22 protein-coding genes and 1 tRNA gene are annotated in these 16,712 nt (G+C 63.5%); 4 read left to right on the top strand and 19 right to left on the bottom strand.

Features of this window, described 5'->3' with window-relative positions; all coding sequences use genetic code 11:
• Positions 1-19: 19 nt before the first annotated feature.
• The 8 genes from ACZ5V4_RS00810 to ACZ5V4_RS00775 form a co-directional block, all read right to left on the bottom strand.
• Complete coding sequence (locus tag ACZ5V4_RS00810) at positions 20-475, bottom strand: PTS sugar transporter subunit IIB (RefSeq protein ID WP_464316282.1); 456 nt, start codon at positions 473-475, stop codon at positions 20-22.
• Between the two features lie 4 nt (positions 476-479).
• Positions 480-917: a PTS sugar transporter subunit IIA gene (locus ACZ5V4_RS00805; RefSeq protein ID WP_464316281.1), complete on the bottom strand. Its 438-nt coding sequence runs from the start codon at positions 915-917 to the stop codon at positions 480-482.
• A gap of 10 nt (positions 918-927) precedes the next feature.
• Positions 928-1,815, bottom strand: coding sequence for an RNase adapter RapZ (gene rapZ / locus ACZ5V4_RS00800; RefSeq protein WP_464316280.1), 888 nt, complete (start codon positions 1,813-1,815; stop codon positions 928-930).
• Between the two features lie 114 nt (positions 1,816-1,929).
• Entirely contained in the window at positions 1,930-2,382 is a 453-nt protein-coding gene (locus ACZ5V4_RS00795) for a PTS sugar transporter subunit IIA (RefSeq protein ID WP_464316279.1), read from the bottom strand.
• Positions 2,382-2,918: a ribosome hibernation-promoting factor, HPF/YfiA family gene (hpf, locus tag ACZ5V4_RS00790; RefSeq protein WP_464316278.1), complete on the bottom strand. Its 537-nt coding sequence runs from the start codon at positions 2,916-2,918 to the stop codon at positions 2,382-2,384. The genes ACZ5V4_RS00795 and hpf overlap by 1 nt, the downstream gene beginning before the upstream one ends.
• 41 nt (positions 2,919-2,959) lie before the next feature.
• Positions 2,960-4,399 carry an RNA polymerase factor sigma-54 gene (rpoN, locus tag ACZ5V4_RS00785; RefSeq protein WP_464316277.1) on the bottom strand — a complete coding sequence of 480 codons (1,440 nt, stop codon included), beginning with the start codon at positions 4,397-4,399 and terminating at the stop codon, positions 2,960-2,962.
• Positions 4,400-4,592: 193 nt separating this feature from the next.
• Positions 4,593-5,153 carry a KdsC family phosphatase gene (locus ACZ5V4_RS00780; protein ID WP_464316276.1) on the bottom strand — a complete coding sequence of 187 codons (561 nt, stop codon included), beginning with the start codon at positions 5,151-5,153 and terminating at the stop codon, positions 4,593-4,595.
• Positions 5,150-6,787, bottom strand: coding sequence for a CTP synthase (locus tag ACZ5V4_RS00775; RefSeq protein WP_464316275.1), 1,638 nt, complete (start codon positions 6,785-6,787; stop codon positions 5,150-5,152). Before ACZ5V4_RS00775 ends, ACZ5V4_RS00780 begins: the two co-directional genes overlap by 4 nt.
• 143 nt (positions 6,788-6,930) lie before the next feature.
• On the opposite strand from ACZ5V4_RS00775, the gene ACZ5V4_RS00770 reads away from it, so the two are divergent.
• The 4 genes from ACZ5V4_RS00770 (at position 6,931) to ACZ5V4_RS00755 (ending at position 8,979) form a co-directional block, all read left to right on the top strand.
• Positions 6,931-7,743 carry a phosphoribosylformylglycinamidine synthase subunit PurQ gene (locus tag ACZ5V4_RS00770; RefSeq protein WP_464316274.1) on the top strand — a complete coding sequence of 271 codons (813 nt, stop codon included), beginning with the start codon at positions 6,931-6,933 and terminating at the stop codon, positions 7,741-7,743.
• Between the two features lie 361 nt (positions 7,744-8,104).
• Positions 8,105-8,575: a tRNA adenosine(34) deaminase TadA gene (tadA, locus tag ACZ5V4_RS00765; protein WP_464316273.1), complete on the top strand. Its 471-nt coding sequence runs from the start codon at positions 8,105-8,107 to the stop codon at positions 8,573-8,575.
• A gap of 21 nt (positions 8,576-8,596) precedes the next feature.
• Positions 8,597-8,690: transfer RNA gene (locus ACZ5V4_RS00760), tRNA-Ser, on the top strand.
• 130 nt (positions 8,691-8,820) lie between these two features.
• A complete protein-coding gene (locus ACZ5V4_RS00755; protein ID WP_464317852.1) occupies positions 8,821-8,979 on the top strand; it encodes a helix-turn-helix domain-containing transcriptional regulator in 159 nt (52 codons plus the stop codon).
• Between the two features lie 211 nt (positions 8,980-9,190).
• Here the strand turns inward: ACZ5V4_RS00755 and ACZ5V4_RS00750 are convergent, their stop codons facing one another.
• The 11 genes from ACZ5V4_RS00750 to ACZ5V4_RS00700 all read right to left on the bottom strand — a co-directional run bounded on the left by ACZ5V4_RS00750 (position 9,191) and on the right by ACZ5V4_RS00700 (position 16,709).
• Positions 9,191-9,913 (bottom strand): hypothetical protein, encoded by a 723-nt coding sequence (locus ACZ5V4_RS00750; protein WP_464316272.1) that lies wholly within the window; start codon positions 9,911-9,913, stop codon positions 9,191-9,193.
• A gap of 226 nt (positions 9,914-10,139) precedes the next feature.
• Complete coding sequence (locus tag ACZ5V4_RS00745; protein ID WP_464316271.1) at positions 10,140-10,544, bottom strand: bacteriohemerythrin; 405 nt, start codon at positions 10,542-10,544, stop codon at positions 10,140-10,142.
• A complete protein-coding gene (locus ACZ5V4_RS00740; RefSeq protein WP_464316270.1) occupies positions 10,541-10,963 on the bottom strand; it encodes a hypothetical protein in 423 nt (140 codons plus the stop codon). The genes ACZ5V4_RS00745 and ACZ5V4_RS00740 overlap by 4 nt, the downstream gene beginning before the upstream one ends.
• A gap of 137 nt (positions 10,964-11,100) precedes the next feature.
• Entirely contained in the window at positions 11,101-12,093 is a 993-nt protein-coding gene (gene ilvC, locus ACZ5V4_RS00735) for a ketol-acid reductoisomerase (protein WP_464316269.1), read from the bottom strand.
• Positions 12,094-12,347: 254 nt separating this feature from the next.
• Positions 12,348-12,827, bottom strand: coding sequence for an acetolactate synthase small subunit (ilvN, locus tag ACZ5V4_RS00730; RefSeq protein ID WP_464316268.1), 480 nt, complete (start codon positions 12,825-12,827; stop codon positions 12,348-12,350).
• A gap of 13 nt (positions 12,828-12,840) precedes the next feature.
• Complete coding sequence (gene ilvB / locus ACZ5V4_RS00725) at positions 12,841-14,541, bottom strand: biosynthetic-type acetolactate synthase large subunit (RefSeq protein ID WP_464316267.1); 1,701 nt, start codon at positions 14,539-14,541, stop codon at positions 12,841-12,843.
• A gap of 3 nt (positions 14,542-14,544) precedes the next feature.
• Positions 14,545-14,778: a DUF465 domain-containing protein gene (locus ACZ5V4_RS00720; protein ID WP_464316266.1), complete on the bottom strand. Its 234-nt coding sequence runs from the start codon at positions 14,776-14,778 to the stop codon at positions 14,545-14,547.
• A gap of 31 nt (positions 14,779-14,809) precedes the next feature.
• Positions 14,810-15,115, bottom strand: coding sequence for a DUF167 domain-containing protein (locus ACZ5V4_RS00715; RefSeq protein ID WP_464316265.1), 306 nt, complete (start codon positions 15,113-15,115; stop codon positions 14,810-14,812).
• A gap of 3 nt (positions 15,116-15,118) precedes the next feature.
• Positions 15,119-15,640 (bottom strand): DivIVA domain-containing protein, encoded by a 522-nt coding sequence (locus tag ACZ5V4_RS00710; protein ID WP_464316264.1) that lies wholly within the window; start codon positions 15,638-15,640, stop codon positions 15,119-15,121.
• Positions 15,641-15,656: 16 nt separating this feature from the next.
• Complete coding sequence (locus ACZ5V4_RS00705; RefSeq protein WP_464316263.1) at positions 15,657-15,962, bottom strand: YggT family protein; 306 nt, start codon at positions 15,960-15,962, stop codon at positions 15,657-15,659.
• Positions 15,963-16,052: 90 nt separating this feature from the next.
• Positions 16,053-16,709, bottom strand: coding sequence for an HAD family hydrolase (locus ACZ5V4_RS00700; protein ID WP_464316262.1), 657 nt, complete (start codon positions 16,707-16,709; stop codon positions 16,053-16,055).
• Positions 16,710-16,712: the final 3 nt, after the last annotated feature.

Genomic DNA, 16,712 nt, shown 5'->3' with positions numbered 1-16,712 from the left:
CTCCCCGTTCTCCGGGCGCTCAGGAGATTTCCACCGGGTCGCTGGGGATGCAGCGGTAGTCCAGGTGCACTCCCTTGCCCTGCAAAAACGACAGGCAGCTCTCGTCCTCCTTGCTCAGGGCGACGTGCTGGCAGACCTGCTTCTTGCCCGGGCCGTAGTGCAGGTTGCCCAGGTTGAGCGTGCCGAAGCCCAGGCCCGCGTCGAAGGCCCGGCGCGCGTCCAGGCAGGAGGAGAAGAGCACGAGCACGTCCTTGTCCGTGAGCTTGCGCCCGACGAGGTAGGCGCCTATGGCGTCCACCTTCACGAAGGAGATGTCCACGCCCAGGGGGATGGCGATGGACATGATCTGCTGGCGCAGCTCGTCCGCGGCCAGCTCGTCGTTGGCCACCACGATGTTGCGCGCGTCGGTGAAGGGCAGCCAGGATTCGATGATCTGTCCGTGCACCAGCCTGTTGTCGATGCGCACCCAGAACACCGGCCTACTCCCCGGACACTTTCTTTCGCAGTATCTCTCCCGCCACCACGATGCCCTGCACGCCCGCGCTCTTGGCGTCGGCGGCCAGCTGCTCCAGGGGCTTGGTCCTGGTGGAGAGGATCTTGATGAGCATGGGCAGGTTCACGCCGGTGACCACCTCGATGCGGTGCTGGCCGAAAAGCGACAGGGCCAGGTTGGTGGGGGTCCCGCCGAACATGTCGGTGAGGATCATGGCCCCGCCGCCCTGGTCCACGGCCTTGATGGCGGCCTCGAGCTCCTTGACGGTCTGCGCCGTGTCCACGCCCACGTCCACGGCCACGGTCCTGGCGTTCAGCTGGGGGCCGATGATCATCTCGGCCGCCTTCAGGAGCTTCTCGGCGTAGTCGGTGTGGGTCACGATGACCACGCCCACGGGGGCGTCGGTCGGAGTAATCTTGCTCATCGTTGAAATATCAGCCTTTTTCTATATGGCGGTGTTCCAGCGACACCGTGTAACCCGCCTTGCGCAAGGTGTCAAAAACCGCCTCGGCCGTGGCCACGGAGCGGTGCCGCCCGCCCGTGCAGCCCAGGGACACGGTCAGGCGGTAGCGGCCCTCGCGCGCGTAGCGGGGCACCAGGTCCAGGAGGAACTCCTTGAGCCTGGGCAGGAAGGTCCTGCCCTCCTCCGAGCCCAGCACGTACTCCACCACTGCCTGGTCCTGCCCGGAGAGCGGCTTGAGCTCCGGGTCGAAGTACGGGTTGGGCAAAAAGCGCAGGTCCATGACCAGGTCGGATTCCGTGGGGATGCCGTACTTGAACCCGAAGCTCATGATGTGGATCTTCATGGCCGGGCCCTGGCCTTCCAGGAACTTCCACTTGTCCTGGAGCTGGCGGCGCAGGTCGTGGATGGAGAAGCCCGTGGTGTCCATGACCAGGTCGGCGGCCTCGCGCAGCGGGGCCATGCGCCTGCGCTCCTCCTCCACGGCCTCGCCCAGGCCGTAGCCCTCGGACTCGAAGGGGTGGGGCCTGCGCGTGGTGGCGTAGCGGCGCATGATCTCCTGGGTGGACGCCTCCACGAACACGATCTGCGGCGAGTCGCCCGCGGCCCTGAGATCGGCGATGGCCGGCTCCCAGCCCGTGACGAAATCGGCCTCGCGCAGGTCCATGCCCAGGGCCAGGCCCCGGTAGCGGTTGGCCCCCTGGCCCTTGAAGAGGCTCACGAGCTTGGGCATCAGGCTGGCGGGCAGCCCGTCCACGCAGAAATAGCCCAGGTCCTCGAAGACGTTGAGCGCCGTGGACTTGCCCGATCCGGACAAGCCCGAAATCACGACGACCGGCAGGTCGGCACCAGCACCCGGCATAGCCCAGCTCCTTGTGAAAAGTCCCCGCACGCTTTCGCGGGCGGGGACTTCCTAGCACGACATCGGTCCGGTTGCATGACGGAAGCGGCCGCGCCTTCCCGAGGCTTCACGCCATCAGGAATGGCTGGCCAGTACCCGCCAGAGGCCGTCCTGGTCCTGGGCTTCGAGGAAGGACTCCCTGAAGCCTTCGTCCGAGAGCAGCCTCGATATCTGCGCGAGGATGCGCAGGTGCATGCCCGCCACGTGTTCCGGGGCGAGCACCAGGAAGAATATCCTGCACCGCTTGTGGTCCAGGGCCTCGAAATCCACCCCGGACTTGCTGCGGCCGACCACGATGACGATCTCCCCCAGGGAGTCCATCTTTCCGTGCGGGATGGCCACGCCGTCGCCGATGCCCGTGGTGCCCAGGTTCTCCCTGTCGAGCAGGACCCTCAAGGCTTTTTTCGGGTCCACGTCCGCGAAGGCTTTCGCCACGGGCGCCACCAGTTCGGCCAGGACCTCGGGCTTGTCCGAGGCCTTGAGGTCGTCCAGCACGAAATCCCTGCGCAGGAACTCTCCCAGCCGCATCAGAGGGATACTCCAGGGTCGATCAGGCCGTAGTCGGCGTTCTTGCGCTTGTAGATCACGTTGATGCGCTCGCTCTCGGAGTTGAAGAACACCAGGAACTCGAACTTCATGGCGTCGAGCTGCAGGGCGGCCTCTTCCACGCTCATGGGCTTCGGGTTGTACTTGTCGGACTCCTCGATGGAGCTGACCTTGCCCTCGGCCATGCTGACCACGCCCATGGTCACGGAGGCGGAGGCGGCCTTGCGGCGGTCCTTCATCTTCTCGCGCATCTTGCGCATCTGGGCTTCGAGCTTGTCCGTGATCATGTCGATGGTGGAGTACATGTCGTCGGAGCGCTCATGGGCGGAGATGTGCATGGCGTCGGCGTCGATGACCACGTCCGCGATCTGGCGGGTCTTCTCCACGGAGAGGGTGACCACGACCTCGGCGTTCTCGGCGTTGGGCATATATTTGTTGAGCTTGTCGAAACGCTTGCCAGCGTATTCGCGCAGACCGGGAGACGGCTCGAAATTCTTGAAATGGAAAGCGATGTTCATGATATCCTCCGGAAATGGCCGCTTTGGACGATGCGGCGTTTTTACAGGACTTCCTTGCGCTTGGACGAGGACTCGATGCCCATGGCCATGCGGTACTTGGCCACGGTGCGCCGGGCTATGTTCACCTGAAGCTTCTGCTTGAGGATGTCCGCGATCTGCTCGTCGCTGACGGGCTTTTTCGGGTCCTCCGCGGCGATGAGCTGCTTGATGAGCGCCTTCACCGACTCGGAGCCCACGCTCGACCCGTCGTCGAGCTCCAGGGCCGAGTTGAAGAAGAACTTCAGCTCGAAGATGCCATGGGGGGTGGCCACGTACTTGCTGGTGGTGATGCGGCTGACGGTGGATTCGTGCATGCCGATGTCGTCGGCCACGTCCTTGAGGATCAGCGGCTTCAACTTGGTCACGCCTTCCTCGAAGAAATCGCGCTGAAACTTGACTATCGATTCCAGCACCTTGAACAGCGTGCGCTGGCGCTGGTAGAGGCTCTTCATCAGCCACTGGGCCGAGCGCATCTTGTCCTGGAGGTAGTCCTTGTCCTTGCCCGTGCCGATGCGGGACATGTCCTCCATGTAGTACGGGGAGAGCTGGAGCTTGGGCAGGCCGTCCTCGTTGAGCACGATGACGAAATCCTCGCCGTACTTGTACACGTAGGCGTCCGGGCTCACGTAGACGGGATCGGATCCGCTGAAGTGCGAGCCGGGCATGGGGTCGAGGGACTGGATGATCTCAAGGTATTCCTTGATGTCCTCCAGCGTGATCCTGAACTTCTTGGCCAGCTGCTTGTAGCGCTTCTTCTCCAGGTCCTCCAGGTGGTCGCGGACGATCTCCAGGAGCACCGGGTCCTTGTAGCGGTAGACCTCCAGCTGCACCAGCAGGCACTCCTGCGGGGTGCGGGCGGCCACGCCCACGGGGTCGAAGCGCTGGAGCGTGTAGAGAACCTTCTCCACCATGGCGGGCTCCACGGCGCAGTCGGCCGCGATGTCCTCCACGGACTCGCCCAGGTAGCCCTGGGCGTTCAGGTTGCCCACGATGCCCTCGGCCACGCGGCGCTCTTCGGGCGTGAAGGGCGAAAGATTGATCTGCCAGGCGAGGTGGCCCTCCAGGGAGGGCTTGGAGGAAAGCCTGGCCTCGAAGGACATGCCCTCCTCCGGGGCCTCGTACTCGCGCACGGTGGCCTGGCGGGAGGTGGAGGCGAAGTCGCCGATGTAGTCGTCCCACTCGGCGGTCTTGAGCAGCTCGCGCTGCATGGCCCCCTCTTCCTGGGTGGCGTCCGGCGCGTGGGAGTCTTCCGCGATGGTGGGCTCGGGCCGGTCGTCGTCCTGGTAGGTCTCCTCCAGAAGGGGATTCTCGAGCATCTCCTTCTGGACGGTCTCCACCAGCTCCAGCCTTGAGAGCTGCAACAGCTTGATGGCCTGCTGCAACTGCGGAGTCATCACCAGTTGCTGCGAAAGCTTGAGTTGCTGTCTGAGCTCAAGAGCCATGCGCGCTCGGTACCTCTCGGTCGGGTTCAGGGGCTAGCAAGAAAAATGCCGGAAACACCTAATCGGCAACGGCGGTTATGCACTAAAAGAGGGAACGTGGCAAGACTTGACGCGGTTTCTCCGCAAGGCCCAAGGGTGCGCCGGGCGGTTTTGCAGGTCGCAAGGGGAGCAAGGCGGCGTTTTCGGGGCCGTTTCAGCACGACCAGCGGTCCCAGATGCCCGAAAGCAGGCCCTGGGCCAGGAGCAGGAACCTCGCGGCCTCCCGCACCGCCCCGTGCCCCCCGGGCCTGCGCGACACCCACTGGGCCAGGCGCAGCACCTCGGGCTGGGCGTCGGAGGGGGCCATGGGCAGGCCCGCGCGGGCCATCACGGACGCGTCCAGCCAGTCGTCGCCCATGTAGGCGGCCTGCTGGGCCTCCAATCCCTTCGATTCCAGAATGCCCTCGAACACGGGCAGCTTCTTCAGGTGCCCGCCGTGGAACTCGCGGATGCCGAGTTCGCGCATGCGGTGCTCGGCCTGGACGTTGCCCAGCCCCGAGATGACCGCCACCTCGATCCCGGCCTGCATGAGGAGCTTGAGCCCCATGCCGTCCTGGACGCCGAAGCGCTTGAAGCCGACGCCGTGCTGCGAGGCCCCGTCGTGCCAGACGCCGTTGTCCGTGAGCACCCCGTCCACGTCCAGGACGAGGAGCTTCACGGACCTGGCCAGGCCCAGGGCCCGGCGGTTGACGCCGGGCCTGACGGGCCGCCTCACTTGCCCTCGCGGGCGGCCTTGGAGGCCCTGATGAACTCGCGGAACAGCGGGTGCGGCTTCATGGGGTTGGACTTGAACTCCGGATGGAACTGGCAGCCCAAAAACCACGGATGCCCGGGCAGCTCGACAACCTCCACCAGGGACTCGTCCGGCGAGAGCCCGGAGAAGACCATGCCCTTCTCCTCCATGCGCGCGAAGTAGGCCTTGTTGAACTCGTAGCGGTGGCGGTGGCGCTCCTCGATGTTGGCGGCCTGGTAGGCCTCCATGGCCGCGGTGCCGGGCTTGACCACGCAGGGGTAGGCGCCCAGGCGCATGGTGCCGCCCATTTCGGAGTCCACGTCGCGCTTCTCCACCTTCTTGGTGCGGAAGTCGTACCATTCGCGCATCAGGTAGATGATCGGGTCGGGGCTCAGGCGGTTGAACTCCTCGGAGTTGGCCTCGGGCAGGCCGAGCACGTTGCGCGCGAACTCGATGCAGGCCAGCTGCATGCCCAGGCAGATGCCGAAGAAGGGAACCTTGTTCTCGCGGGCATACCGGATGGCCGCGATCTTGCCCTCCACGCCGCGCGAGCCGAAGCCGCCGGGCACGAGGATGCCGTCCATGCCCGCCAGGCGCTCGGCCACGTTGGCCGGGGTGACCTCCTCGGAGTTCACGTAGACCAGGTCGACCTTCACGTCGTTGGCCACGCCGCCGTGCACCAGGGCCTCGTGCAGGCTCTTGTAGGCCTCCTTGAGGTCCACGTACTTGCCCACGATGCCGATGGTCACCTCGCCCTTGGGGTGGGCGAGCTTCCTGCACAGGTTCTGCCAGGGGTCGAGCTCCGCGTTCTTGGCGGGCAGGCGCAGGAGGATGGCGATCTTCTGGTCCACGCCCTCGGCGTAGAGCTTGAGGGGCACCTCGTAGATGCTTTTCACGTCCACGGAGGTGAACACGGCGTCCGGGTCCACGTTGCAGAAGAGCGCGATCTTGCTCTTGAGCGACTGGTCCAGGTCGATCTCGGAGCGGCAGAGGATGATGTCGGGCTGGATGCCGATGGAGCGAAGCTCCTTGACGCTGTGCTGGGTGGGCTTGGTCTTCAGCTCCCCAGCCACGCGGATGTAGGGGATCAGCGTCAGGTGGATGTAGAGCACGTTCTCCTTGCCCAGGTCCGTGCGCAGCTGGCGGATGGCCTCCAGGAAGGGCTGGCCCTCGATGTCGCCCACGGTGCCGCCGATCTCGATCAGGGCCACGTCCTCGTCCTTGGCCACGCCCAGAATGGCGCGCTTGATCTCGTCGGTGATGTGCGGGATCACCTGCACGGTGCCGCCCAGGTAGTCGCCCCGGCGCTCCTTCTGGATCACGTTGAAGTAGATGCGCCCCGAGGTGATGTTGTTGGCCTGGGACATGGCCACGCCCAGGTAGCGCTCGTAGTGGCCCAGGTCCAGGTCGGTCTCGGCCCCGTCGTTGGTGACGTAGACCTCGCCGTGCTGGAAGGGGTTCATGGTGCCCGGGTCCACGTTGATGTAGGGGTCGAGCTTCATGATGGTGCAGCGAAGCCCGCGCGCCTGCAGAAGCGCGCCGATGGAGGCCGCGGCCAGGCCCTTGCCCAGGGAGGAAAGCACGCCGCCGGTGACGAATATGAACTTGGTCTTCATAGGGATAGAGACTCCTTGGATGCTCTGGAAGAAACATGGAAAACCCCCGCCCGGTTGACGCCTTGCGCGGGGGCACGTAATGTCGCTCGGATACGTCTAAGCGACCGGCCCGGATTTTTCAAGAAACCCCTGGAGCATTGTTCATGGCCCAAGTGAGAACCCTGGTCATCACCGGATACGGCACCAACTGCGAGGCGGAGTCCGCCCACGCGGCCAAACTCGCCGGTTCCGACCAGACGGACATCGTCTTTTTCTCCGACATCATCGCCGGACGGGTGCGCCTGCCCGGCTACAATTTTCTCATCTTCCCCGGCGGATTCCTCGACGGCGACGACCTTGGCGCGGGACAGGCCGGGGCCATCCGCTGGAAATACGCCAAGCCCGTCTCGGGCGACCCGCTGCTCGACCAGCTGCGCGCCTTCTTCGAGGACGGCGGGCTGATCCTTGGCATCTGCAACGGCTTCCAGCTGCTGGTGAAGCTCGGCCTCCTGCCCGCGCTGGACAACAAATATTTCGAGCGCCAGGTGACGCTCTCCAACAACGACTCCGGCCGCTTCGAGGACCGCTGGGTCACCGTGCGCGTGAACCAGGCCTCGCCCTGCGTGTTCACCAAGGGGATCGAGCACCTGGACCTGCCCGTGCGCCACGGCGAGGGCATGGTCATCCCCGAGGACAACGCCACCCTGTCGCGCATCGTCACCGAGAACCTCATCGCCCTGCAGTACGCCGACCCGGCCACCGGGCGGCCCAGCATGGAGTATCCCTACAACCCGAACGGCTCGCCCATGGCCATCGCCGGGCTCACCGACCCCTCGGGCAGGATTCTCGGGCTCATGCCGCATCCCGAGGCCTTCAACGACCCCACGAACCATCCCGGATGGACGCGCGGGGAAAAGCCGCGCCTGGGCATTTCCATCCTTGAGAACGGCATACGCCATCTCAAGGAGAATGCGTAGGGCGAAGAAGAAGAGCAAACGGCCGCAATGACGCCTTCCATGGCCTCGGGGATTGCGCGCCCGGACGCCCAAGCCGATCCAAGCTGCCGGCGCTTCGCGCCTCTGGCGCAAGCGCCAGCGCAAGATCGCCTTGAACGCCCGGGCGCGCCCCCCCCGAGACCACGGGAGGCGTTTCGCTTGGCCGCAGGTTTTGGGAAAAAAACAAGAGGCATCACCCCGCGCGGGATTCCAAAGGGCGAGAGCCCTTTGGCCGCCGGAGGCTGAATAACGTCACCCCTCTCACACCATGAAAGCCCCCTCCCCTCCCGTTTCCACGCTCCTGAACCAGCCCCCTCCAGGCTGGCGGTCCTGGCGGCTGGTGATGACGCGCGCGCTCAAGCAGGCCTGGCTCGCGGGCAGGCGCGGCGAGTCGCCCGTTGGGGCGGTGGTGATCGAGGCGGCCACGGGGCGCGTGCTGGCCGAGGCCTGCAACGGCCCCATCGGCGCGAGCGACCCCACGGCCCACGCCGAGATATTGGCCTTGCGCCAGGCCGGTCAGGCCCTGGGCAACTACCGCCTGAACGGGGCGATACTGGCCGTGACGCTGGAACCGTGCCTGATGTGCGTGGGGGCCATGGTGCACGCGCGCATCGGCGGCTTGGTGTTCGGCGCGCGCGACCCCAAGGCCGGGGCCGTGGTCTCCAACCTGGACCCGGCGGGGCTGGCGTTTTTGAACCACCGCTTCCCGGTGCTGGAGGGCGTGCTGGCCCAGGAGTGCGGGGCGACGCTGACGAGATTTTTCGCGGGCAGGCGCAAGGAGAAGAGGCTTGCCAACCGCGCCGGATTCGACTAGTTTGCGCTTCCCCATCGGCGCGGAGAGGTACCGAAGTGGCCGTAACGGGCCCGACTCGAAATCGGGTTGTGGGCTAATAACCTGCACGTGGGTTCGAATCCCACCCTCTCCGCCATCTTACTTCCCGTGCATTTTCGCATAGTCAAAACGATCCCCAGGGATCGTTTTTTTTGTTGCCTTGACTTCCGTATCCGAACGGGTACGCCTGTGGGCAATGCCGCCAAGTCAAAGGGCTATTCAAGGAAATCAGTAAGTTCGACGCTGTGCAGTACCTCGACAGCGAGGAAATGATTGCCGAATACCTCGCCGCCGCTATGGAAGACGAGAATCCCGATGTGTATTTGGCTGCGCTTGCGGATGTGGCCAAGGCGCGCGGGAGAGCGCAACTGGGCATGGGCTCCTGACTGGGAAGGGGGAACTTTTAGTAGACCTTGCCCGGGGCGAAGCCGTGGTTCGATACGATCATGAAGATCACGAAGGCGCTCGGGGTGCCGCTTGACTTGAAATTGAGATAAAAACTTGCATGGTGGCTTCATTGCACAATGCGCACATTGGAAGCACAAGCGTGCTCCCCGCAGGCCAAGTGATACGGCTACGCTTTCCGACTACAACAAGCTACTTCTTATTATTTTTCTTGTTATTTTGTTGACTGTTAACTGGAGGATCTAGTGATGGCGTAAAATAATTCGCACTGATTAGCTGCGGAAATTGCTTTAATTTTTTGTTCATGTCGCGCCCAACAAACCGTACCATTCCATTGTCTAAATATTCAACTATCTCCACTTGCGTCCCAAATTCAAACTTGACATACTGAATTATTGTCGAACCATCTGGCCATGGGATGTGAGGAATGTACTTCCTTGTTTTTGCATATCGAACCCCTTTTGTGATGACGGGATAGTCTCGATTGAACTTTGCGACCTGCTCATCAATGGCTTGTGACTGAGTGGCTTTGTATTTTTGTGTCTCATAATATTCAAATATTGATATAACAGAATAAACAAGAATCCAAACAAAGATGCAGCCAAAAACAAAAGTTCCTAGCCCAGAAGACCTATTTCCCTGTAGACTTGTGCCCCTAGACCATCCGCTACCACCAGCCCATGTATTATGACTTGAGGAGACAGAAGAAGCCGATGCTTCCCCATTGTTATTGCTTGTTGAAAAGTCTGAACTTCCTATTCCGTAAACAGCAGACTGTGAGCTATAGTAGCGTTCAGAGTTTTCACGCTGATGGCGATGAAAGATGTTTCCTTCTTGATAACCGACTGGCATCGATTGGCCGTGCTTGACAGCGCTATCAACCTGCTGAAATAAGAAGTTTTCATCTTCTGACATGTCATCGTCCATTCGTGCTATTTTGGTTTATCTATTCATAACACATGCAAATGAACTACACCAAGTTTGCTAATAGGTCAAAAACACTGCCGATCCGCCCGCCTCGGTTCCCAGAAATATTGGGCTACTTTCACTGTTGCGATTAAGTTCAAGAGAGGAATCAATCGCATGAAAATCCAGTCTAGTTAGAGCCTAGACCTGGAGACTACCACTCTGCTCCGTCATCTCACTCCCCCTTCCGCCACTCAAAGAACCCCTTGTCCTGCACGCGGATATGGTCCACGAGCCAGCGCAGCAGAAACCGCAACATATCGAGCGAGGTCCATTCGCTGTCAATGAGCGCCTCGCCGCTGAACATGTTGGTGCGCCGCATGAACTCCCCGTGCATCTGGCGGTGTTCGTGCAGGCCATGCCAGCCGGAGGCCTCCATAATCGCCTCTTCGTCCTCGAAGTGCGTGGCCGCGTAGGCCTTCATCCCCTGGAGGGCGTCCAGCGCTCCCTGCCCGTACTGTCCCCGGCTCATGCGCTCGTCGAGCTCCACGATCATCTCGAAGAGCGCCCGGTGCTGTTCGTCGATGGGTTCCACGCCGAGTTCGAGGGCCGGGTCCCAGGCTTCAGGTGCGTTGATCATTTGTGCGCCTTCCTCAGTTCGTTGATGAACGCTCCCACGTTCTTGTCCCCGTGCGCCTGGCGCGCCACGACCCAAACGCCCCAGAAGATGGGGATGTTGCGGTTCTCGACGGTCTCGTAGAAGGTGTCCAGGCCGGTTGCGATCTGGGCCGTGGTCAGGTTGTCCATGTACTTGGCGGTCTGGGCCATGATGCTTTCGATCACGTCCGTGCAGACCGTGTAGTTGTCACGGATGACGATGTGGATCAGGCTCTCGGAGAGGGCCATCCCGTCGAACACGCCCAGGATGATGTCGAGCTTCTCCGTTTCGGGGATGCTGCGCCAGTAATGGCCGTCGCGCCGGTCCTGCGCCTGGGCCTGCGCGGCGGCCAGGAGCGTCACGAGCGCGATCAGCACGGACAGACGCCTCAATGTCAGCATGGTCGGCCCCCTGAAGAGGGCGGAGGATTTCACGAACGGCATCGGCACCACCAGATAAGGTACTTCTCCCAAGGCATATAAAAAAAGGCCGTGGTCCCGTCCAGGACCACGACCGATTTTTCAGGTATTCCTACCAACTATTTCTTGAGCCAGCTCATCATGGAGCGCAGCTTGCCGCCGACTTCCTCGACCTTGTGTTCCGCGTTGACGCGGCGCATGGCCAGGAAGTGGGCGCGGCCGCCCGCGCGGTTCTCCAGGATGAACTCCTTGGCGAACTCGCCCTGCTGGATTTCCTTGAGGATCTTGGCCATCTCCTTGCGGGTCTCGTCGGTGATGATGCGCGGGCCGCGGGTGTAGTCGCCGTACTCGGCGGTGTCGGAGATGGAGTAGCGCATCTTGGCCAGGCCGCCCTCGTAGATCAGGTCCACGATGAGCTTCAGCTCGTGCAGGCACTCGAAGTAGGCGATCTCGGGCTGGTACCCGGCGTTGACCAGGGTCTCGAAGCCGGCCTTGATCAGCTCGGACACGCCGCCGCAGAGCACGGCCTGCTCGCCGAAGAGGTCGGTCTCGGTTTCCTCGCGGAAGGTGGTCTGGAGCACGCCGGAGCGGGTGCCGCCCACGCCCTTGGCGTAGGCCAGGGCGATGTCGAAGGCCTTGCCCGAGGCGTCCTGGTGCACGGCGGCGATGCAGGGCACGCCGGAGCCCTCGGTGTACACGCGGCGCACCATGTGGCCGGGGCCCTTGGGGGCGACCATGATCACGTCAACGTCGGCCGGGGGCACGATCTGGTTGAAGTGGATGTTGAAGCCGTGGCCGAAGGCCAGGACCTTGCCGGCCTTCAGGTTGGGCTTGATGCACTGGGCGTAGAGGTCGGCCTGGTACTGGTCCTGGATGAGGATCATGATCAGGTCCGCGGCGGCGGCAGCGGCGGCGGCGTCCATGGGCTCGAAGCCGTGCTCCTTGGCGAGCTTCCAGTTGGGGCCGCCTTCGCGCTGGCCGATGACGACCTTCACGCCGGAGTCGCGCAGGTTCTGGGCGTGGGCGTGGCCCTGGGAGCCGTAGCCGATGATGGCCACGGTCTTGTCCTTGAGCAGGGAAAGGTCGGCGTCCTGATCGTAATAAACTTTCATCGAAGGGGCTCCTTTGAATCTCGTAGAGAGAGGGAATAGCTGGTAGTCGTGGGACAGGCACTTTAGGCCAAAAATGTCAAGTCCGCAAGCAGGAACACCAGGCGCGGTATGGTATCAGCCGCACTCGCGCAGGCACGGCAGGGCTGCCTTGGGACCCCGTGCGAGTGCGCCGGTCACGACGCGAAGCGGAAGGGGGATTCCAAAGGGACATCGTCCCTTTGGCCGCCGGAGGCATCCCCCTCGCCTTCCTGATTCTACTGCATGCTGCGGCGCATGGCCACGGCGCCGGTGCGGGCGATCTCCTTGATGCCGAAGCGGTGCATCAGGTTGATGAGCGCGGTGAGCTTGTCCTGGGTGCCGGTGATCTCGATGGTCAGTTCGTCGAAGCCCACGTCCACCACCTTGCACCTGAAGACGTCGACGATGCGCAGTATCTCGGCGCGCTTGCCGTCCTCGGCCGAGACCTTGAGGAGCATCATCTCGCGCTCGACGTTTTTCACCTCGGTCAGGTCCACCACTTTGATGACGGTGACCAGCTTGCGCAGCTGCTTGATGATCTGCTCGATGATCTGCTCGTCGCCGGTGGTTGTGATGGTCATGATGGAGACCCCGGGCTCCAGGGTGGGAGCCACGTTGAGGGTCTCGATGTTGAAGCCCCTGCCGGAGAAGAGCCCGGACACCCTGGAGAGGACGCCCGGCTCGTTCTCCACGAGAACCGAAAGAATATGGCGCATTGCGTCCTCCTTCTCAGACCAGGATCATGTCCGTGAGGGACTTGCCCGCCGGGACCATGGGATAGACGTTCTCCTCCGGGTCAACGACGACGTCGATGATGCAGGGCTTGGGCGTGGCGAAGGCCTTCTTGAGGGTGGCCTCCAGCTCCTTGGCCTCGGTGACCCTGAACCCGGCCGCGCCGTAGGCCTCGGCCAGCTTGACGAAGTCGGGGGCCACGTCCAGGCAGGTGTTGCAGTAGTTCTTCTCGTAGAAGAGCTCCTGCCACTGGCGGACCATGCCCAGGTAGCCGTTGTTCAGGATGAGGATCTTCACGGGCAGGTTGTAGCACATGGCCGTGGCCAGCTCCTGGATGCACATCTGGATGGAGCCGTCGCCCGCCACGTCCACCACGAGCTTGTCCGGGAAGGCCGCCTGCGCGCCGATGGCCGCCGGGAAGCCGTAGCCCATGGTGCCGAGCCCGCCGGAGGTCAAAAGCGTGCGGGGCTTCTTGTAGTTGAAGAACTGGGCGGCCCACATCTGGTTCTGGCCCACCTCGGTGGCGACGATGCAGTCGCCCTTGGTGATCTTGTAGAGCGCCTCCACCACGGCCTGGGGCTTGATGAAGCCGCCCTTTGCGGCGGGCTTGTACTTGAGGGGCTGCTTGGCCTTCCACTCGGTGATCTGCTCGACCCACTTGTCCTTGGGCGAGCAGGCCTCCCCGGCGGCGGCCATGGCCGCGAGCTCCTTGTTCAGGGCCTCCAGGAACAGCCGGCAGTCGGCCACGACGGGCACGTCCACGCGCACGTTCTTCTGGATGGAGGTGGGGTCGATGTCGATGTGCACCACCGTGGCCTTGCTGGCGAACTCGGAGAGCTTGCCGGTGACGCGGTCGTCGAAGCGCGCGCCGACGGCCAGGATCAGGTCGGCCCCGGCCATGGAGTGGTTGGCGGCGAAGGTGCCGTGCATGCCGAGCATGCCGAGCCACAGGGGGTCGTCGCCGGGGTAGCAGCCCAGGGCCATGAGCGTGGCCGTGACCGGGACGCTCTGGCCCCTGGCCAGGGAGGCGAGCTCCTTGGAAGCGCCGGAGCTTATCACGCCGCCGCCCGCGTAGAGCACGGGGCGCTTGGCCTTGCACAGAAGCTCGGCCACCTTGCGCACCTGCTTGAGGTTGGGCTCGTAGTGCGGGTTGTAGCTGCGCATGGCCACCTTCTTGGGGTAGCTGAAGGCGCAGAGCTGCTGCTGGACGTCCTTGGGCAGGTCGATGAGCACGGGCCCGGGCCTGCCGGACTGGGCCAGGAAGAAGGCTTCCTTGATGGTCTTGGCCAGCTTGGTGATGTCCTTCACCAGGTAGTTGTGCTTGGTGCACGGCCGGGTGATGCCCACGATGTCCACTTCCTGGAAGGCGTCGTTGCCGATGAGCGGCGTGGGCACCTGCCCGGTGACGATCACCACGGGGATGGAGTCCATGTAGGCCGTGGCGATGCCCGTGACCGTGTTGGTGGCGCCGGGGCCCGACGTTACCAGGCATACCCCTACCTTTCCGGTGGCCCGCGCGTAGCCGTCCGCCATGTGAATGGCGCCCTGTTCGTGGCGTACGAGCACGTGCTTGATGTTGGGGTAGTTGGGGAGCTGGTGGTAGATGTCTATCACCGCCCCGCCTGGGAATCCGAAGATAACGTCGACTCCCTCGCGTCCCAAGGACTCGAGGAGTATCTGGGCCCCGGTCAGTTCCATGATCTAGTTCGCCTCCGCCTTGCGGTAGTTGTCCAGGATGCCGTGTATGCGTGTCTTGCCGGCGAGCTTCTTCTTCTTGAGCTCCTTGACCTCCACGTCCTCGGCGGCGTTGAGGTAGGGCTTGTTTTCAAGCTTTTCGATCAGCTTGTCCAAAGCCACGTGGTCGTCGTAGAGAGCCCTGAGTTCCGCGTCCGATTCGCTATACTTTGCGATGAGTTCCAGGTCGCGACTGTCCATGGGCGTGGTCTCCTGTTTGTGGTTTCAGAACTCAGCGTTGCGCCTCGCCTGTCTCGATCCAGGCCGGGGTCTCGCCCGGGCGGATTCGAAGTGTCTTGCGGCGGCTGGCCTGGCCCGAGGCCAGCTCCAGCGCGCTTTTGGAAAGCCCCAGCTCGTGGGCCAGGAAGGCCACCAGGGCTTCGTTCGCCTTGTTGTCCTGGGCCTGGGCCCTGAGGCGGACCTTCAGGCTGCCGTCCACGAGGCCCACGGCCTCGTCGCGCTTGGCCCCCGGCTGCACCCAGACCTTGATCCGCCAGCCGCCCTGCTTGTCGGGCTGGGCGTACACGGGCGGTTCCACGAGCTATTCCTCCTTGCCCTCGGCAAAGGTGAAGTCGCCGCCGGGGCCTGCCGCCCGGGCGGATTCGTCGGAGGATTCCAGCAGACGGAAATGGTCCTCCAGGAGCTTGCGCAGCTCCTGTTCGAAGGCTTCGCGCTGGGCGCGGATGTCGGCGATTTCCTCCAGGACGCGGGCCTTGGCCAGGTTGGCGTCGGCGCGGATGCGCGAGGCCTCGGCCCGAGCCTCCTCGACGATGGCCCGCGCGTCGATGCGGGCGTTCTCCTGGATGTCCTCCACGATCTTGCGCCCTGCGGCCAGCGTGCCGCGCAGGCCTGACGAAGGGTCGTGCTGCGGGGGGTCCTGCGGCCGGGGGGCCGGGGCGCGCTCGAAAGCGGCCAAGCGTTCCCTGAGCCTGCGGTTCTCGTCGGCGGCCTCGCCCAGGGCTTCGGCCGCGTCGTGGATGACCAAGTCCACCTCTTCGGTGCAGTAACCGCGCATGCAGCGGTTGAACTTCTTTCCCAGCAGGTCGATCTTGGAGATCGTCACGTACTTGTCCCGGTTGTTAGTGCATCATGAACGCCAACTGCATGATCGACTCCACGATGAACACCTGGCCGATGAACTGGAGCGCCAGGATGACGACGATGGGAGAGAGATCGAAGCCGCCCATCATCAAAAACGGCATGGCGCGGCGCACCCGGTAGAGGACGGGCTCGGTGGCGGCGTACAGGAAGCGGATGATCGGGTGATAGGGGTCGGGCCGGATCCACGTGACCACGGCGGCGATGATGATGATCCACTTGTAGGCGCCGAAGACGAAGTCGAGAATCAGGGCGACTGTCTTGAGAAGCGGTCCGACGAAAGGCATGATATTCCTCGTATTTCAGGCTGGCCGGGAATTCCGGCCGCTATGGTCAGATTCTCACACGCCCCTTGCCAAATCAAGGCCTTTTTGGCCTCAAGGCTTGTGCGCGGCCGTACGCAGCAGGTTGAGGAAGCCGTCCACGTGCAGCCGCGCGGCCAGCCTGGGGTTCTTGTAGGCCCAGAAGCCCACCCCGGCGGCGCGGGCGGTCTGCTCGTCCACCGAGGTGTCGCCGATGTAGACGGCCTCGTGACGCGTCACGTCCCAGTCGCGCAGGATGCGGTGCACGCCCTCGGGGTTGGGCTTGGGGTGCTTGACCTTGGCCGCCGTGATCACCGGGTCGAAGAAGTGCGTCAGGTCGAAGGTTTCCAGCAGGAATTCCATCGAGTCCGTGCGGTTGGTGTTCACGGCCAGGCGAAGCCCCCTGGCGCGCATCACGCTCAGGAAGTCCACCAGCCCGGGCTCCAGGTAGGTGTATTCGAGCATGTCCGCGAAGGCGATCTCGCGCCGGGCGGCCTCGGCCTCCCCCAGGCGCTCCCGGGGGATGATGTAGGCCAGGGACGCCGTGACCGCGTGGGCGTGGACGTACTCCTCCTCGTCCGGGGTCATGGGCAGCATGCCCAGCTTCTGGCGGACGAAGTTGTAGTACATGCGGTTGGCGTCCTTGGAGTCCACCAGCACGCCGTCGCAGTCGAAGATGATTCCCTTGACCCCTTGGAGGATGTCCTCGGGCTCGTGGTGGCGCACGGGCATCGG

It is taken from the genome of Fundidesulfovibrio sp. YSD1 (assembly GCF_055397115.1).
This window is presented reverse-complemented; position numbering and strand designations above follow the sequence as displayed.

Bases quoted from the DNA above. Each gene is read 5' to 3' on its own strand.
- rapZ (WP_464316280.1), bottom strand. From the start codon at position 1,815: ATGCCGGGTGCTGGTGCCGACCTGCCGGTCGTCGTGATTTCGGGCTTG.
- ACZ5V4_RS00795 (WP_464316279.1), bottom strand. From the start codon at position 2,382: ATGCGGCTGGGAGAGTTCCTGCGCAGGGATTTCGTGCTGGACGACCTC.
- ACZ5V4_RS00720 (WP_464316266.1), bottom strand. From the start codon at position 14,778: ATGGACAGTCGCGACCTGGAACTCATCGCAAAGTATAGCGAATCGGAC.
- ACZ5V4_RS00745 (WP_464316271.1), bottom strand. From the start codon at position 10,544: ATGATCAACGCACCTGAAGCCTGGGACCCGGCCCTCGAACTCGGCGTG.
- ilvB (WP_464316267.1), bottom strand. From the start codon at position 14,541: ATGGAACTGACCGGGGCCCAGATACTCCTCGAGTCCTTGGGACGCGAG.
- ACZ5V4_RS00740 (WP_464316270.1), bottom strand. From the start codon at position 10,963: ATGCTGACATTGAGGCGTCTGTCCGTGCTGATCGCGCTCGTGACGCTC.
- tadA (WP_464316273.1), top strand. From the start codon at position 8,105: ATGACGCGCGCGCTCAAGCAGGCCTGGCTCGCGGGCAGGCGCGGCGAG.
- ACZ5V4_RS00775 (WP_464316275.1), bottom strand. From the start codon at position 6,787: ATGAAGACCAAGTTCATATTCGTCACCGGCGGCGTGCTTTCCTCCCTG.
- ACZ5V4_RS00770 (WP_464316274.1), top strand. From the start codon at position 6,931: ATGGCCCAAGTGAGAACCCTGGTCATCACCGGATACGGCACCAACTGC.
- hpf (WP_464316278.1), bottom strand. From the start codon at position 2,918: ATGAACATCGCTTTCCATTTCAAGAATTTCGAGCCGTCTCCCGGTCTG.
- rpoN (WP_464316277.1), bottom strand. From the start codon at position 4,399: ATGGCTCTTGAGCTCAGACAGCAACTCAAGCTTTCGCAGCAACTGGTG.
- ACZ5V4_RS00700 (WP_464316262.1), bottom strand. From the start codon at position 16,709: ATGCCCGTGCGCCACCACGAGCCCGAGGACATCCTCCAAGGGGTCAAG.
- ACZ5V4_RS00750 (WP_464316272.1), bottom strand. From the start codon at position 9,913: ATGTCAGAAGATGAAAACTTCTTATTTCAGCAGGTTGATAGCGCTGTC.
- ACZ5V4_RS00805 (WP_464316281.1), bottom strand. From the start codon at position 917: ATGAGCAAGATTACTCCGACCGACGCCCCCGTGGGCGTGGTCATCGTG.
- ilvN (WP_464316268.1), bottom strand. From the start codon at position 12,827: ATGCGCCATATTCTTTCGGTTCTCGTGGAGAACGAGCCGGGCGTCCTC.
- ACZ5V4_RS00705 (WP_464316263.1), bottom strand. From the start codon at position 15,962: ATGCCTTTCGTCGGACCGCTTCTCAAGACAGTCGCCCTGATTCTCGAC.
- ilvC (WP_464316269.1), bottom strand. From the start codon at position 12,093: ATGAAAGTTTATTACGATCAGGACGCCGACCTTTCCCTGCTCAAGGAC.